The sequence below is a fragment of the Pedobacter paludis genome, assembly GCF_003173575.1.
Lineage (GTDB): Bacteria > Bacteroidota > Bacteroidia > Sphingobacteriales > Sphingobacteriaceae > Pedobacter > Pedobacter paludis.
In genome coordinates this window covers 172767-190183 of the sequence record NZ_QGNY01000003.1, presented here as the reverse complement: position 1 = coordinate 190183, position 17417 = coordinate 172767, and the positions used below count along the sequence as shown (strand labels likewise).

Genomic DNA, 17417 nt, shown 5'->3' with positions numbered 1-17417 from the left:
TTTAAATATCAAATTTTGTGCAAAAATACGTTTTAATTGAGGAATAATCAATAAAGTAAATCACTAGTACTTTGTTTTATTGAAAACATAGTCTTTATTTAAGTGTATATTATATAATTCTATTTTTTAATTAATTGTTTTTCAGGGCTTTGATTTTATTTTTTGGGCTGGGTGATACTAAACTTAAAATCCTTTAATCCTTGCCTAAAAATCCTTAGCTTTGCAACGCAAAAAATATATGCTTACATTAACAGAGTTAAAATCCCTATTGGCTACGCCACAACGAATTGTGATCACTACGCATCATAAACCAGATGGCGATGCATTGGGTTCATCATTGGGTTTATATGGATATCTGATTCAGAAGGGGCATCATGTTAGGGTAATCACGCCTACCGATTATCCAAATTTTTTGCATTGGATGCCTAACAATTCCGATGTTATTATTTTTACTGAAGCACAGGAAGAAGCTGCTAAACTGGTAGATGAAGCATCAATTATTTTCTGCTTAGATTTTAATACTTTAAGTCGCATTAACGAACTTGGAGAATTGGTTAGAGCTGCAGGCGCTAAGAAAATAATGATCGACCATCATTTGGAGCCTGAAGATTTTGATGATTATCGCCATTGGGATATTAATGCTTGTGCAGCGGCTCAATTGGTTTACGATTTTATTGTGAATCAGTTAGAAGATGAAGCCGGCATAAACAAAGATGTTGCAGCTTGTTTATATACCGGGATTATGACCGATTCAGGTTCTTTCCGTTTTCCTTCGGCAACTTCAGAAGTATATCGCATTGCTGCTAATCTAATCGATTTAGGTGCAGAACACTGGAAAATTCACCAATTGGTATATGATAATGCAAGTGAAGATCGTTTACGTTTCTTGGGTTATTGCTTATCAAACAAGTTGGAAGTTTTAAGAGAATACAATACGGCAATAATTTCGGTAACGAAAGAGGAGCTGGCTCAATACCAAAGCGCAACTGGTGATACAGAAGGTGTGGTTAACTATGCGCTATCAATTAACGGAATCCGCCTGGCAGCTTTAATTGTAGAAAGAACGGATAAAGTTAAATTATCGGTTCGTTCTACAGGAGATTTTCCCGCAAATGAAATCTGTAAAAAATATTTTAATGGCGGAGGACATAGAAATGCAGCGGGTGGCGCAGCAGAAAAACCATTAAATGATGTAGTAGATGAATTTAAGTCTATTTTAGAAGAATATAAAAATCAATTAATTGCATAAGGCAATAAGCAAATAAAAATCAAAAAAAGTTTAAAACAATAAAATGAAAAGAGGAATTATTATTCTGGCAGCAGCAACTTTAGGTTTAGCTGCTTGTAACAAGTTTGAAAAAGGTGAGGGTGATATGACCTACAAGATTTACAAAAGCGAAGGAAAAGCTAAAATCCAAGAGGGTGATTTTGTAAAATTGAACGGTATCCAGGTTATCGAAACCAAAGCTAATGGCGATTCTACATTGGTTAACACTTATGATAACGAACGTCCAGCGTTTTTCCCAATCAGCAAATCGATGTTCAAAGGCGATATGGTTGCGGCTTTAAAATTATTAGGCGAAGGCGATAGCGCAACATTTAAATTGAATTTAGATTCGATGGCTAAATATTCTGGTCAACCAAAACCAACTGGTGCAAAAGATAACTATGCTACTTTTACGGTAAAAATTGAAAAAGTATTGCATAAAGTAGCTAATGAAGCAGATTCTACTTTTGAGAAAAAGAAAAGAGAGTTTTTTGAAACAGAATACAAAGCTTTAATTGCTAAAAACAAAGCTTCGGAAGAAGGTAAAATCAAAAAATATATTGCTGATAACAGTCTTAAAACTACAGCTTCTGCATCTGGTTTACAATATGTAATCGAAGCAGCTGGTAACTCAGAAAGAGCAGCCTTAACAGATACTGTTATGGTTGATTATACTGGTCAGTTCACAAACAAAAAAGGCGATGGCAAAATCAACGTGTTTGATACATCAAATGCTAAAATTGCTAAAGAAGCAGGCATCTTCTCTCCAATGGCTCAATATGCAGCTCGTCCTTTAGTTCTAGGTCAGTTGGCTCCAGGATTTATCGAAGGTGTTCAGTTAATCGGTGTTGGTGGTAAAATCAAAATCATTATTCCTTCTAAATTAGGTTATGGCGAAAATGGTGGTGGTCCAATTAACCCATTCACACCATTAGTTTTTGATATTGAATTAAAAGGCATTAAAAAAGGATCAGCAGTTGCTCAGGCTCCAGCTCCAACAATGGCTCCAGCACCAGCTACAAAATAATAGCGGTAAATAAATACATTAAAGCAAAAGGCTTAGGATTTTAAAATCTTAAGCCTTTTGCTTTTTTTATAATCCGGAAAATTGAATATTAATCTGCCCAGAGTTTATAGGGATTTAAGGTTAAGTTTGAGTTATAATATTTCTGGTCTTCGGTTACTTCTTGATCAATCCATTCTGGAAGATCAAATTCCTCATCTTCGCTAATCAGTTCAATTTCGGCGACCATCAAACCAAAGTTATCGCCTAAAAACTCATCGATTTCCCAGACTTTCTCTTTGTAGGTAATTACATATCTAATTTTTTCGAGCTCAGAGGTGGCAAAGTTATCCAGTAATTCAGAAGCTTCATGTAAAGGGATTTCATATTCATATTCCGATCTGGATGCGCCTACAGAAATGCCCTTGATGGTTAAAAAACCTTTGGTTTCGGTGGTTCTTACCCTAATCGTTTTATTAGGATCGGTTAAAATATACCCCTGCCTAAAATGTTGACCCGTAGGCTTATCAATCGCCAGCCATTTTTCTCGGTTAAGCAAAAATTTTCTCTCGATTTCTTTTCCCATTAAATTTCTTACCTCGCTCTTTTTTGTAAATCTGCAACTGGCACACTAATCAATCTTCCAATTGGTTGTTTTCCTCTATAAGTAATAATTTTAAGTAAACTAGCATCTTTTGGTACTTGTAAAGCCGATGTGTATTTTGGGTAAAACCGATCGGGCGTAGAATTATCAAAACTGTAATAAATTTCCAAATTATCAACCTCAGGCGTTAATTCAATTAACAATTGTTTATCGGCACTGCGTTTTACGGTGATTATGGGATCGTAAATTGCCGGACTATATTTTACCTCTGCTAAATCTAAACGTTTAAAATGTTGCTCCGTCCGATCTACAAAGTTCGTCCAGTTTTTCTTTTCTATCGGACTCCAAATCGATTCCGAAATTGCAAAAGCTCTGGGCCAAAGCATATATTCTACCTGACGGAAGTTATAAACCTGTTCTGTCCATAAGTTTGCCTGGCCACCAATAATGTATTGGGCGTTAACCCCAGTTGGCACTGGATTAAATTGATAAACCTTATTCAATCTGAGTGAAGCATAAACCTTAGGTTCGGTGCTAACATCTGCCTGCATATAATCCAAATAGGCAAATTCAGTTGGGCTCATGACCACATTATGTTTATCATTAGCGGCTTGAATACCATATTTCATTCCCCTCCAGCTCATTACCGCTGCCGTTGGAGAAATGCCACCATCCAAAATTTCATCCCAGCCCATAAACTTTTTGCCCTTAGCAATTACAATCTGTTCCACACGTTTTTCAAAATAAGCCTGTACTTGAGGAATAGTTTTTAATCCTTCGCGGAGCATTAATTGTTTAACCTGTTCGTTCTTTTCCCAAAAATTATGTGAGGCTTCATCGCCGCCCATGTGGATATATTCGAACGGGAAAAGCTGGGCAACTTGCGTGATCACAGTATCTAAAAAGCTATAGACTTTTTCGTTTGCGGGGCAAAGTGTATTATCAACAAGGGCAATTGGCGGTGCACCGCGACTCCAGTCCATAATTTTTTCTCCTGAACGAACTTTGTAATTTACAGCTTCAGGTGTGCATGACAAATCCGGGTAAGAAGCAATTACGGCCAAACTGTGTCCAGGAACATCAATTTCTGGTAATATGTTTACAAAACGTTCTTGTGCATATTGAACCAATTCTTTGATGTCTTCTTGGGTATAAAAACCGCCATAAGTTCTAGGTTCATCTGCTGTTGGTGGAATAAAGTCGCCGAAAGTCCCTGTTTTTTTAACACTCCAAGCGCCTACTTCGGTAAGCTTTGGAAGACCTTTAATTTCGATTCTCCAACCTTCATCATCTGCTAAGTGTAAATGCAGAAGGTTAAACTTGTAGCGAACCATATCATCGATAAAATGTTTTACTTCCTCTTTGGTAAAAAAGTGGCGGGCTACATCGAACATTAAACCTCTCCAGCCTAATTTAGGGTAATCGACGACATCAACACACGGAAGTTTCCATTTTACATCGTTAACCAATTCTTTACTTTCGATTTCTACAGGAAACAATTGGATTAAAGATTGTGCGCCATAAAAAATACCTGCTGGTTTATTCGCTGTAATTACAATTTGAGTAGGGTTAACATTTAATTTGTAACCTTCAGAGCCTAGTTGAGGATCTATCTGGCTATTTAAAATTAGTTTTATTGTTGGATGTGCGGCATTGTTTAGTGTGCTTACAAATTTGCCTGTAGCAACCGTAATTCTGCTGGATAGAAAATCTATCGACTGCTTTAAATCAGCTCCTTTTAAAGCCTGAATAATCACATTTTCTGGTAAAGTGAAAGATCCAGCTTTTTTCATTAATGAAACCGGTTCTGGAATTATTGCAATTGGTGTTTGCGAAATTGTAGTTTCAGAATCGCCCGATTCAGTTTCGGTTACAATGTTTTGTGCAAAAGTGTTGATTGTAAGAACACAACAAGAGACAATCAGGAATAAATTTTTCATTCAATAATAAATTGCGGATGAACCGAATAAGTATTAATCCGCAATTTATTAAAAATGATTATTAATCTAAGTTTTTAGCTAAACTCTTTTTTATTTTGGCACGCGTTAATTTCAGTTCTAGTACAACAAGCAATAGATAGCCAAAAAATAATATTGCTATTATCAAAAGATCAGCCGGGTTGTTACCATGATTTACTACGGCTACAAAACTTGATAATAACATAATAAACAGAAAGAATATTACTAAATTGGATACTATTGATAATCTGAATTTATAGTAATTTAGACTTTTGTCTTTTGGAAAGCTTACAATTATTTTAGGAAAAAGCAATTCGAATGATGTTTTTAACCTTGTAAATTTTATATCATTCTTATTGTCGTTTCCTAAGAAATATTTGTTAGATCCTGTGTTGTAAGTTTCAAAAACAAAGTCTAATGGCTTTGTCCTTTTTAAGCTACGCGATCTTAATCCTTTCTCTAGATTTTGTTTTTCTATATCATCGAGAATGTAAGTTTTATTGAAGTAGAGCATTTATATAAATTTAAAAATTATCCTCTAAGATGATAGCCTTTTGGTTTGGTAAACGCCCTTAAACCTTGATGAGAAAGTGTGGCTCCAATTCCCGAATGTTTTCTTCCGCTCCAGGGCAAGGCAGCACTTACACGATCGCAACAGTTCCAGTAACCTGAGCCAGAATCTAATTGACCGAGAATTTTTTCTGCCCGAGATTGATCTGCAGAATATACCGAGGCTGTTAATCCATATTCTGTGTCCTGCATCATTTTTAAAGCTTCGTTATCATCTTTTACTTTCATGATGCCGATTATTGGCCCAAAGCTTTCTTCCTGCATCACTAACATATCGTTCGAAACATTGGTTAAAACGGTTGGCTCGAAAAAATAACCTTTACCGTTTTCATTTTTCCTTCCCCCTGTTAAAATTGTTGCGCCTTTTGCTAAAGCATCTTCAAGCTGATTTTCTAACACTCCAATTTGATCTTTTCGGGTGAGTGCGCCAATATATACACCATCATCTGTTGGAGAACCGACTTTCCAACTTTTAACTTCTTCTACAAAAGCAGCTAAATAGTCTTCATAATTTTTTTCGTGTACGTAAATCCGTTCAACGGAGCAACAGCTTTGTCCATTATTGTAAAAAGCACCATCAGCTGTTCCGATGGCCGCGTTTTTAATGTCCAAAACATCTTCAGCAATGTATAAAGGATCTTTTCCGCCCAGTTCTAATTGGCAAGGAACCATTTTGGAAGCCACTTTTTCATAAATAAATTTTCCTGTTTTGTACGATCCTGTAAAAAAGTAGCCATCAAAATTTAGATCAAGCAAAGCTGAACCCGTTTCTCTAGCTCCAATGGCAACCTGAAAAACTGCTTCGGGAATACCCGCTTTTTTAAGTAATTTTTCGATTTTTAAACCCGTTAACGTAGCATATTCTGATGGTTTGTACATCACGGAGTTTCCGCTCAGTAAGGCCGGAATAAATACATTTACACCGACCAAATAAGGGTAATTCCAGGCCGAAATATTGCAGATTACACCAAGTGGCTCGTATTTTATAATTTCCTTTAAGCCGGGCTCATCAACCATTATTTCATCTGATAAATACTTTTCGGCGTTGGCAAGCATCCATTTTATACGGGCTCTTGCACCATTAATTTCATTTCGTGATTGCTGTAAAGGCTTGCCAGCTTCGCTTGTTAAAGTCTGTGCTAAATCTTCCAATTCAGTTTCTAATAATGCACTAAAAGTGGATATAATCGAAATTCTTTCCTGTAGCAATTGCGATTTCCAACTGCATTGAGCTTGTTTAAGAATTTCAAATTTGGATTGCAATGATGCTTGGTTATCTTCTTCTAAGATGGAAATAATTTCTTCGGTAGCTGGATTGATGATTTGCATGTTTTTTGTTTTTACCACAGATTTTCGCAATTTTAAATTATTTCTATGCGTGTTAATCCTTTTTATCTGTGGTTAATTTAATAGCACTAATAAAAGCTTCGTGTAAATTTTTACTGAAAGGACTTTGTTGGTCTCTCAATCTTTCTGGATGCCATTGTACAAAACATAAAAAGGATTTTCCTTCAGGATACATACGTTCCATGGCTTCGGTAACTCCATCTGGAGAAATGGCGCTAACAACTAAACCCTTTCCTGTTCTATCTGTACTTTGATGATGATTGCTATTAACTAAGCCCTTATCTGTATTTACAATTTGGCTTAACCAGGAAGAAGGATTTACAATGACTTCATGATAACGATCTGAATTATCTGGCATTTTAGCATGGTTAAATTTTCCCCAAGCTGGAATATCGGGAATTAAGGTTCCGCCGAAATAAACATTACCAACCTGCATGCCTCTGCATATTCCCAACACAGGAATTTTGTTTTCTTCCGTGTACGCTAATACTTTAAACTCAAACTCATCACGTTGTTCGTCAATATCATCTTCGTAACAGTATTCATAATATTCCGAATGATTGTAGAAATTTGGATGTACATCCTCACCACCGGTTAAAACAATGCCATCACATTTTTTTATTTCATCGAAATTATTAAGCTTGTAGCCCAGCTGAATAACTTCTACATTTTTATTGTAAGACAAAACCCAGTTGCTGTAGATTTCAAATTTGCTACAGTCGGTTACACCTATTATCATTTTATCAGTCATAATTTTTACCTGGATAAACATTGGTTTTGGTATAATATTCAAAACCAGACAGTTATTTTTTTCTATGTTATCTGTGTTTATCTTTCTATCTGTGGTTAACGTTTCTATAAAGCAGTTAGATACAATTGTTTAAAATTGTCTCTGCTTACCAGTTTCGGGTTGTTTGGATGAGCAAAATCGGCAAAGGCCAAATCGGCAAGTGTTTCTATATGCTCATGCTTAACACCAATATCGCTCAATTTATGTGGAATATTAATTTTCGAATTTAAATCGAACAAATATTTTACAACCGCTTCTCCGGTTTCATCTTTTAATTCCAACGTACGGGCAATTTTACGGAAACGGTCTTCAAAACCAGAAATGTTAAACTGCATTCCATATGGAATATTTACGGCGTTTGCCAAACCATGGTGTGTATCTAGCAGTGAGGAAAGGGGATGGGCCAGCGAATGCACGACACCCAAACCTTTTTGAAATGCAATTGCGCCCATCATAGAAGCCATTAACATTTTGCTTCTGCTTTCCAAATCAGGATTATTGGTTGCTTTTTCTAAAGAATCCTTAATTAAAGAAATGCCTTCTAATGCAATACCATCGCACATGGGGTGAAAATTTTTGGCTAAATAAGCTTCCATATTGTGCGTTAAGGCATCCATGCCGGTTGCAGCTGTAATAAATGGAGGTAAATCCATTGTTAATTCAGGATCTGCGAAAACGATCTGCGCCATTAACTTTGGCGAGAACAATATTTTTTTCTGATGGGTTTCATCATCGGCAATAATTGCACTTCTACCAACTTCGCTCCCGGTACCTGATGTAGTTGGAATGGTTATAAAATGCGGAACATCATTGGTTACATAAATATCTCCACCAATTAAATCATCGTACTTAAATAAATCTTCTCGATGATTAATGCGTAGAACAATTGCTCTTGCAACATCTAAGGCAGCGCCTCCGCCAATACCGATAATGCTGTCTCTTTGTGTTCCGTCCCAAGCTTCACTGCCTTTGTAAACATCACTTTTTACCGGATTTTTATGGATATTGCTAAATACCTCAACCGAAATATTTTTGGCTTTTAAATCGGCAATAATTTTTTTGAAGAATGGAAGTTCGGCAATTGTTGGATCAGTAACAACAAGTGGCGCTTGAAGATTATGTTGTTGCAAATACACAGGTAATTCTTTCGCTGCTCCTGCGCCAAAACGAATGGTTGTTGGGAAATTAAACTGATAAATTTTATCGAATATCATGTTATGTTATTTACATTTTGTTCTTAATTCCCCTCTCTTAGCGGGGTGCCCACAGGGCGGGGTGTTTTATTTGTCCTAGCCGGACAGGCTTTTTTCTTTTGGCACCAAAAGAAACAAAAGTGCCGGCTTAAAATTTTTGTTTGGCGGTTTTGTGCTTTGGCTTTGACCATGCTTCCCCAAAAATTTGTTATGCCGGTTTAAAGTAGAATGAAGAAACACTGCGCTGGCCTTATAAAAACGCAAAAAATATAACTGTTAAATTGTTTTTACAGTAGCCTATATTATCTCCAAATATCTCTTCAATTCCCAATCGGTTACGGCTTTGGCGTATTGCTTGCACTCCCATTCACGTGTCATGGTAAAATGTTCTACAAAATCTGCACCTAAGAGTTCTTTTGCCAAATCAGCGTTTTTCATTTTTTGAGTTGCTTCAAATAAGTTGCGTGATAAGGTACCGTTAGATAAATCTATATAACCATTGCCATTTGTAGCAGGTTGTTCTAATTTCATTTTATTTTTTACGCCATATAAACCCGATGCCAAACAAGCAGAAAGTGCTAAATAAGGATTCGTATCAGAACCAACAATTCTGGTTTCCAATCGAGAGGCTTTTTTGCTCCCGGGTAGTGCCCGCAAAGCAGTGGTTCTATTATCAATTCCCCAAGTTACCGTTGTAGGTGCCCAAGCCCCTTCAACCAATCGTTTGTAGCTGTTAATTGTCGGCGCAATCATGGGTAAAATATGCGGCAAACAAAACAATTGTCCAGCGATGTAACTTTTCATGGTTTCACTCATTTTATACTGGCCTTTTTCATCATGGAATAGGTTGGTCTTCTTATCCAAATCCCACAAACTTTGGTGAACGTGACCGCTACAGCCAGGGAGATTTTCGTTAAACTTCGCCATAAAAGTGGCCAGGATGCCATGTTTGTAAGCGATTTCCTTAACAGATGTTTTAAACAAAATCGCTTGATCTGCAGCTGTTAGAATCGGTGCATACATAATCGCAGCCTCATAAACCCCTGGGCCAGTTTCGGTATGTAAGCCTTCAATAGGAATGTTGAATTTATTGAGCAGATCGAATAAATCGGTCATAAATTCATTCTTTAACGAACTCCTTAAAATAGAATAACCAAACATTCCGGGAGTTAAAGGTTTTAAGTAGGAAAAGCCTTTTTCCTGAACAGTTTCGGGTGTTTCTGCAAAGTTAAACCATTCAAACTCTTGCGAGAAAAATGGTGAAAAACCAGCACTTTCACATTCTGCCGTCAGCTTTTTAAGCAATTGCCTCGGACAAACATAATTTGGCTTTTCTTGATCATCGATAAAATCGCCAAGAAAAAAGGGAACATCATTTTCCCAAGGAATTTTTCTAAATGTTTCAATATCAATTTTAACTTGTGCATCTGGATAACCGGTATGCCAGCCTGTATACCTGCCGTTTTCGTAAGCTGCATCTCCAGCATCCCAACCAAAAGTTACGTCGCAAAATCCAAGTCTACCCTCTATTAATGAGGCAAATTTTTCTGCAGCAATATATTTCCCCCTTAAAACACCATCAATATCTGCAACAGCTACTTTAACCTTCCCTGAGGGATGATTTTTTACATAGTCAAGAATTTCCTTTGTCTTAATCATTAATCTGCCTTTTTAAAAATTTTGTATAAAAGAAATACGCCCAAAATAATCCCTAAATAAATTAAACCTAATTTAAGATTATAAATCAGCATTGCGATAAGAGAAATCGATGCAATAATTAGTGCAAGGATTGGAAAGAGTGGATAAATCGGAACCTTGAATGGTCTGGTCATTTCAGGTTCGGTTTTTCGTAGAACAATAACCGAAATCATCGAAATAATGTATAATGTAAGTGCACCAAAAACAGAAATAATAATGATTTCTGATGTTTTGCCTGATAGCAAAGCAATAATTCCGATTACCATATTACCAATTAAGGCGTTAGCGGGTGTTTGAAATTTAGGTGAGATTTTGCCTAAAATACTGGGGATACTTTTAGATTTCCCCATTTCGTAAGTCGATCGGCCAGCGGCCAAAACCAGTCCGTGGAAAGATGCAACCAATCCAAATAATCCAACCGTAATGAGCAAATGGTACATTAAATGATTATCTCCAGTGATAATAGAAAGCGCCAATGGAAGAGGTGAATCTGATGTTTCTCCAGATTTACCATTTTTATAAACGATGGCTTCCCAGCCTGCAATGCCAATGGTTGAAATAAAAACCAATCCACACAAAACAACGAGTGTAAAAATTGCCCATCCGAAACCCTTGCTAATGTCTTTTTGTGGATTTTTTGTCTCTTCGGCTACGTTAGCAATACCTTCTATACCCAAGAAAAACCAAATGGCAAAAGGGATTGCAGCAAACATTCCACTCCAACCATTAGGTAGATTATTATGGGTTATATGCTCTAAACGAAACTTTGGCAGGGTAATAGTCGAAAATAAAAGGAGCTCTCCAACGGCCAAAATGGTTACAATCATTTCAAAAGAGGCAGCGGCTGTTATCCCATAAATGTTCAGAGCAGTAAAAATAAAGTAAATCACTATTGCGCTTGCCAAAATCGGAACCTGTGGAAAGAAGGCGTTAAAATAAGCACCAATTGCAAAGGCAATGGCTGGTGGCGCAAATATAAATTCGACCATTTGAGCAATACCCGCAATAAAACCTAGGTTTTTGCCTAAGGCTTTGTTGGCATAATCGAAAACACCACCTGCTTTTGGAATTGCACAGGCAAGCTCCGCATAGCTAAAGCTAAAAGTTACATACATGATCATAATGGCAACTGTTGCCAGGGCCATTCCAAGTGTTCCGCCTTTTTCTAATCCAAGATTCCAGCCGAAATACATCCCAGAAATAACATAGCCAACGCCCAACCCCCAAAGCATAAATGGACTTAGCGTTTTCTTTAAACCGTCTGTTTTTGCCATCCTTTATGGTTTAAGCAATAGTTTGAATAGATGAATAATTAATTCTGCTCGGAAATGATTATTAATTTATTTATGCGGTAATTGTGGTTTAAATTAATGATTTTTTATGCTGTTGTAAAATAAAATCTAAACAAAAAAACCAGTGCCGAAGCACTGGTTTAAATTAATTTTAAAAACTCTTTTTTAACTTGGATCTTGGTTTTTGTTAAAAATCTGACTATCTCTAGTATTCTTTTGCACCGTTATGGCACCAAACAAGGATAGTAAAAATGCAAAAGCATAAAACCCTTTTTCACTTGGTAAAAGTGTGGCATTCCACAGGCCGATAACCAATAATGTAATGGTTAAAAGCGTAGAGAACCAGCTAATTCCATAATAAATTTCAGTAACTGGTATGCCTTCCAGTTTATCCCGAACAGCTTTTTGTAAAGAAATTACAGCGAAAAGGCCAAACATCAATACGGTAAAATAATATCCCTTTTCATTAAGAAGCATATCAGAACGCCATAAGCCTACAATAAAGCCTATCATTCCGATGCCTAATGCAATCCAGGCAGCTGCCACGAAAGCATTCGATGGTTTTTGATTCATCATTTTGGTTAGTTAATTTAATTCAATAGAAAACGTTAAAGAATACGATATGGTATTTTTGCCTAATATATAAATTACTGCATCATTAAAACTATGTAATTCGTAATTGGAAGTAATCGCCAACAAAAAACAATAAGCCTTCTATTTATATTTATTGAGGAGATAACATTATATTGGCTATATGCAAACATTGCTTACTTCAGAACAGATGCGTAAGGCAGATAAATTTACCATCGCAAATAAACCGATCGCTTCAATTGATTTAATGGAAAAAGCCGCAAAGGCATTTGTTCAAAGCTTTTTAAGAGATGAATTTGATACCAACAAAAGTGTAGCAATTTTTTGCGGAAAAGGGAATAATGGTGGTGATGGCTTAGCGATTGCGCATCTATTAATTGCCAATGGATATGAAAACATCAAAATTTACATCATTAACTTTAGTACAAAACAGAGCGATGATTATGCCATAAACCTACAGCGTATTGAAGAAACACGGTGTAAGAAGTTCGAAATTAATCAAATATCTGATCTTAAAAATATCAAAGCTGACTTAATTATTGATGCAATTTTAGGTTCTGGATTAAATAAGCCACTTGAAGGTGATTATGAAGATTTGGCTAGCTTTATCAATAAACTAAATAAAAAAGTTTATTCGGTGGATGTGCCAACAGGTTTTTTTACAGAAGGAAAAATACCTGAGAAATATAACGGAATTATAGCTTTCAAGACCATTTGCTTCCAGCGACCAAAAATTAATTTTTTCTTTCCAGAATCGGCTTCAGCTACTGAAAAATTTGAAGTTGTAGAAATTGGTTTAGATGAAGATTTTATTCAAAAACAGGATGCTGATTTTTATCTGGTAGAAACAAAGGATATTCAGCAGATTTTAAAACCGCGTAAACTTTTTAGTCATAAGGGAACTTATGGGCATGCGCTAATCGTTGCGGGCAGTTCAAACACAATGGGCGCCGCATTGCTTTCTTCGATGGCTTGTTTACACAGTGGTGCTGGCTTAACCACAGCTTGTGTTCCGCAAAGTGGATTAACTGCCTTAAATACAAGTTTGCCAGAGGTAATGGCCTTGCCTCGAGATGAATATACTCGAATTGAAAATCCTGCCAAATATCAAGCCATTGCTGTTGGGCCAGGTTTAGGCATTTCTACAGAAAATGAAAAACTTTTAGAAACCTTAATTGCATCAGGACAACCTTTAGTGATAGATGCCGATGCGCTAAATATGTTATCCGAGCGACATGATTTAATAGGGAAATTAAAGGAGAACACGATTCTTACACCACATTTAAAAGAATTCGACCGATTATTTGGAAAACACGAAAGTTGGTGGGAACGTGTGCAAACGGCTAAAAGAAAGGCAAAGGATTTAAAAATTATTATTGTTTTAAAAAATCAGTTTACCTTTATATGTCTACCCAGTGGAAAAGTTCATATTAATCCCACGGGAAATCCAGCTATGGCGCAGGGCGGAATGGGTGATGTTTTAACTGGGATAATTGTGGCTTTTCTTGCCCAAAAATACACACCGGTTGAAGCCACAATTTTAGCTTGCTATGTTCATGGGCAAGCAGGAGATTATTTAGCTGCGGAAAGGCTGGTAGTAACAGCATCGCAAGTTGCCAAAAGAATTTCAAAAGAAGTAAAAACATTGATGCTTTAGTGAATTAAAGAGAATTAGAATTTTTTAAATGAGGCAAAGATTCCATTTAAAAATTTATTCATAATTGTGAATAAATAAACTGATTTTAGATCATGTTTTGGCTTGGGGTTTGATAAATCTATGCCGGTTTTAACAAACTAATCGGACAATTGATAACAAACTAGATTATGAGCATAAACAAAGAATACACCTTATCAGAACTAATTACAGAATCGGCGGAAAACCCAAACGAAAATGATTTTTTTGAATTAGAAAAGCCAGCAATGCTGGAGGTTAATTTAAAAAATCAAAAAATAATGGCCAAGGCGGGATCTATGGTTGCCTACATTGGAAATGTTGATTTTAAAAGAGAAGGTTTACTGAGTAAGGGACTAGGCGGATTGTTAAAAAAGGCAATCTCTGGAGAAGGTACCTCACTCATGCATGCAGCTGGTACGGGCAAGTTGTATCTGGCAGATGAAGGTAAAAAAGTGAAGATTATTAAGTTGCAAAACGAATCTATATTTGTTAACGGTAACGATGTTTTAGCATTAGAGGAAAGCATCAAAAACGAAATAAAGATGTTGAAAAGTGTGGCGGGAATGATGAGCGGAGGCTTGTTTCAGGTAAAATTATCGGGGAGCGGTTATATTGCAATCACAACGCATGGCGAGCCAATTCTATTGAGAGTTACGCCTAGTCAACCCGTTTTTACAGATCCGAATGCAACGGTTGCCTGGTCTGAAAATTTATCGCCCAAAATAAAAACCAATCTTACATTCGGCTCTTTCATCGGCAGAGGTAGTGGAGAGTCTTTCCAACTAGAATTCTCTGGAGAAGGTTGGGTTTTGGTTCAGCCTTATGAGGAAGTTAAATACGCAGCAAAGGCGTAAAAACATAAAAGCCTGTATTTTTATCAAATACAGGCTTTTATGTAAATTATCATTTATTAAACACCACCCATAACAGTTAGCTTATCCATTGTTGGGTTAATGCTTCCGCCCGTAGGTTCTACCGTTACGGCAAAAGCTTGAGCCTGTTCTATCGTTTGCATTTTAAGTAATGCTTCTTTTGCTTTATCGTCGCCACCAAAAACACCAAGGCTTACTGGTTTGCCATTTACCAATGCCCATAGTTGATATTCATGTTCGGCATCAGTTTTAGGTAAATCCATGGCAACATAGTTTATTAAAACGCTTTTATTTTGCTTGTTCCAATACACTTTCATTTTAGATGAAGGACTAAATTTCTGACCTTCTAATCGAATTGTTGCCCATTCTTTGCTATCATTCATCTCCGCCATATTACTTAGGCCTTGATTATCGAATTCCAGTTTGCTTACAACACCAGCAAATTTTTGCTTGTCGAAATTTAAACTGGCAATTTCGTTATGTGCATCATTAAGTTTATTGTAAGTAACAAAAAGTGCAGCAACGCTCATTACTAATAGCGCTACACAGGCAACTAGTGCATAACGTAAATTTCGCACTTTGGCGTAGTTGTTGTCAAACTGAATTATTTTTGGTTCTTCAGTTTTAATTGATGGTACAGGAGTAACTGGGAAATTTTCTTCAATTATTTTTTCCTCATTTAATCCCAATAACTCAAACAATTTAGTCTCCACATCTGCGGATGGTTCAACTGCATTTTGCATAGCATACTGTTCCATAGCTTGCTCAATTGCAGCTATTTCATCTCTTACCTCAGGGTAGCGAGATGCCATTTCTTCAACCTGTACAGTTTCTTCTGGTGATAAATCACCTAAAACGTACAACTCAAGTACTCCAGATTCGATATATGCTTTTAAATTTTCCACGCTCAATTAAAATTCCTTCTCAATTCTATAATAGCCAATCGGATTCGGGTTTTAACCGTTCCTAATGGCAACTCCAATTTTTCTGCAGCCTCTACATGCGTAAAGCCTTTATAATAAACCAAATCAAGAACCGCCTGCAAATCAGGTTTAAGGTTCTCTACAAGTTGCTTAACACCAAGTACATCAGGGTTAAAAGTTACCTTGTTTTGCTCATCAACGAAACTTACGTTATTTTCGATGTCTTGGTTTTTGAGTGAGTTCTTAAAATCTTTCGATCGTAGTTTGTCTATAGAGAGATTTCTGGCGATATTCATCATCCAGGTAAATAAACGTCCTTTAGTATTGTCGTAGTGTGATGCCGATTGCCAAATCTTTACAAAGGTTTCTTGAAGTACATCTTCGGCAAGTTCGGTGTGGGTAATAATACGAGATATTACACCGTATAACGACGATGAATACATGCTGTACAGTGTTTTTAGTATCGCAGGATCTTTCGATTGCAATGCCAAAACAAGTTCAGGCTCAGTTAGGGTTAATTTTTTTAATGCACTCACTATTGGTTACTAAGATACAATACTGAACAACAAAACCAAAAAAATGTTTTGGGCCCCTATTCCTTTTTAGAGTTCGATTTTGGAAATTTTAAATTGAAAAAAGAAGTGTTTATACAATTCCCTCTATTGGAAAAAGATGTTTTTCTGCATGGTAGGAAGACCGAACCAAAGGACCACTCTCCACGTATTTTAAGCCCTTAGCCATCCCAATCTCTTTGTACATCGCAAAAGTATCTGGATGAATCCAATCTACGACAGGGTGGTGGTTGCGGGTTGGTTGCAGATATTGGCCCAAAGTTAAAATATGAACACCATTTGCCACTAAATCATCCATAGCTTCAAAAACATCGTCTTCGGTTTCGCCCAAGCCAAGCATAATACCAGTTTTGGTTCTTAAACCAAATTCAGATATTCTCTTTAAGGCCTCTAAGCTACGATCATATTTAGCTTGGATTCTTACCTGTTTGGTTAAGCGTTTAACCGTTTCCATATTGTGGGAAACCACTTCCGGTTTTTCATCTAAAACGCGATATAGATTGTCCCAAATTCCTCTAAAATCAGGAATTAAGGTTTCTAATGTAGTAATCGGACTTTCTTTGCGGATGGCTTGAAGCGTTTCGGCCCAGATAATAGAACCTCCATCTTTTAAGTCATCACGATCTACCGAGGTAATTACACAATGTTTTACCCCCATTAACTTTACTGAGTTGGCAACACGATTAGGCTCATCCACATCAACGGCCAAAGGCCTGCCTGTTGCAACTGCGCAAAAAGAACAGCTTCTGGTGCAAATATTTCCTAAAATCATAAAAGTTGCCGTACCTGCTCCCCAGCATTCACCCATGTTAGGGCAATTACCACTTTCACAAATGGTATGAAGCTTATGGGTATCAACTAAGCTCCGAACCTGTGCATATTCTTTTCCAACAGGCAATTTCACACGCAACCAATCTGGCTTACGTTTAACTTCAGTTACAGCAGGTACTACCGGTAAATCGATCATAGCACAAAGTTAAGGATTAGGATTGGAATGTTGCAATTTTCGAATGTTTGAAAGTTGTAATGTTTTGATGGATGGTTAATTACAAAATTGTTTGA

The 17417-nt window shown here is 36.7% G+C and carries 16 protein-coding genes; 4 read left to right on the top strand and 12 right to left on the bottom strand.

The window, feature by feature from the left end; genetic code table 11:
• Positions 1-238 precede the first annotated feature (238 nt).
• Both DF947_RS08970 and DF947_RS08965 read left to right on the top strand, forming a co-directional pair.
• Positions 239-1249, top strand: coding sequence for a DHH family phosphoesterase (locus DF947_RS08970; RefSeq protein ID WP_109929370.1), 1011 nt, complete (start codon positions 239-241; stop codon positions 1247-1249).
• Between the two features lie 43 nt (positions 1250-1292).
• Positions 1293-2294 carry an FKBP-type peptidyl-prolyl cis-trans isomerase gene (locus tag DF947_RS08965; RefSeq protein ID WP_109929369.1) on the top strand — a complete coding sequence of 334 codons (1002 nt, stop codon included), beginning with the start codon at positions 1293-1295 and terminating at the stop codon, positions 2292-2294.
• An 88-nt stretch (positions 2295-2382) separates the two neighbouring features.
• Here DF947_RS08965 and DF947_RS08960 read toward each other — a convergent pair whose 3' ends face one another.
• The 9 genes from DF947_RS08960 to yiaA form a co-directional block, all read right to left on the bottom strand.
• Positions 2383-2856 (bottom strand): CYTH domain-containing protein, encoded by a 474-nt coding sequence (locus tag DF947_RS08960; RefSeq protein ID WP_109929368.1) that lies wholly within the window; start codon positions 2854-2856, stop codon positions 2383-2385.
• A gap of 8 nt (positions 2857-2864) precedes the next feature.
• Positions 2865-4814 carry a beta-N-acetylhexosaminidase gene (locus DF947_RS08955; protein WP_109929367.1) on the bottom strand — a complete coding sequence of 650 codons (1950 nt, stop codon included), beginning with the start codon at positions 4812-4814 and terminating at the stop codon, positions 2865-2867.
• 61 nt (positions 4815-4875) lie between these two features.
• Positions 4876-5346, bottom strand: a complete 471-nt coding sequence (locus DF947_RS08950; protein WP_109929366.1) for a hypothetical protein — start codon at positions 5344-5346, stop codon at positions 4876-4878.
• A gap of 17 nt (positions 5347-5363) precedes the next feature.
• Positions 5364-6731 carry an aldehyde dehydrogenase family protein gene (locus tag DF947_RS08945; RefSeq protein ID WP_109929365.1) on the bottom strand — a complete coding sequence of 456 codons (1368 nt, stop codon included), beginning with the start codon at positions 6729-6731 and terminating at the stop codon, positions 5364-5366.
• 52 nt (positions 6732-6783) lie between these two features.
• Positions 6784-7521, bottom strand: coding sequence for a gamma-glutamyl-gamma-aminobutyrate hydrolase family protein (locus DF947_RS08940; RefSeq protein WP_240615351.1), 738 nt, complete (start codon positions 7519-7521; stop codon positions 6784-6786).
• An 83-nt stretch (positions 7522-7604) separates the two neighbouring features.
• Positions 7605-8753: an iron-containing alcohol dehydrogenase gene (locus DF947_RS08935; RefSeq protein ID WP_109929364.1), complete on the bottom strand. Its 1149-nt coding sequence runs from the start codon at positions 8751-8753 to the stop codon at positions 7605-7607.
• Between the two features lie 276 nt (positions 8754-9029).
• On the bottom strand, positions 9030-10391 hold the full coding sequence (locus DF947_RS08930; RefSeq protein WP_240615350.1) for a glutamine synthetase family protein: 1362 nt from the start codon (positions 10389-10391) through the stop codon (positions 9030-9032).
• The gene (gene eat / locus DF947_RS08925) at positions 10391-11704 is read right to left on the bottom strand and encodes an ethanolamine permease (RefSeq protein ID WP_109929363.1); all 1314 of its coding nucleotides are present in this window, start codon (positions 11702-11704) and stop codon (positions 10391-10393) included. The genes DF947_RS08930 and eat overlap by 1 nt, the downstream gene beginning before the upstream one ends.
• 183 nt (positions 11705-11887) lie before the next feature.
• On the bottom strand, positions 11888-12298 hold the full coding sequence (yiaA, locus tag DF947_RS08920) for an inner membrane protein YiaA (RefSeq protein WP_240615349.1): 411 nt from the start codon (positions 12296-12298) through the stop codon (positions 11888-11890).
• Between the two features lie 178 nt (positions 12299-12476).
• Here yiaA and DF947_RS08915 point away from each other — a divergent pair, with 178 nt between their 5' ends.
• Both DF947_RS08915 and DF947_RS08910 read left to right on the top strand, forming a co-directional pair.
• Positions 12477-13970, top strand: a complete 1494-nt coding sequence (locus DF947_RS08915; protein ID WP_240615348.1) for an NAD(P)H-hydrate dehydratase — start codon at positions 12477-12479, stop codon at positions 13968-13970.
• A gap of 167 nt (positions 13971-14137) precedes the next feature.
• Positions 14138-14842, top strand: coding sequence for an AIM24 family protein (locus DF947_RS08910; RefSeq protein WP_205940765.1), 705 nt, complete (start codon positions 14138-14140; stop codon positions 14840-14842).
• 56 nt (positions 14843-14898) lie between these two features.
• Here DF947_RS08910 and DF947_RS08905 read toward each other — a convergent pair whose 3' ends face one another.
• From DF947_RS08905 to lipA, 3 genes are all read right to left on the bottom strand, one after another.
• On the bottom strand, positions 14899-15765 hold the full coding sequence (locus tag DF947_RS08905) for an anti-sigma factor (protein WP_109929361.1): 867 nt from the start codon (positions 15763-15765) through the stop codon (positions 14899-14901).
• A gap of 2 nt (positions 15766-15767) precedes the next feature.
• Entirely contained in the window at positions 15768-16319 is a 552-nt protein-coding gene (locus tag DF947_RS08900) for an RNA polymerase sigma factor (RefSeq protein WP_109929360.1), read from the bottom strand.
• Positions 16320-16428: 109 nt separating this feature from the next.
• Positions 16429-17322 (bottom strand): lipoyl synthase, encoded by an 894-nt coding sequence (gene lipA, locus DF947_RS08895; RefSeq protein ID WP_109929359.1) that lies wholly within the window; start codon positions 17320-17322, stop codon positions 16429-16431.
• Positions 17323-17417: the final 95 nt, after the last annotated feature.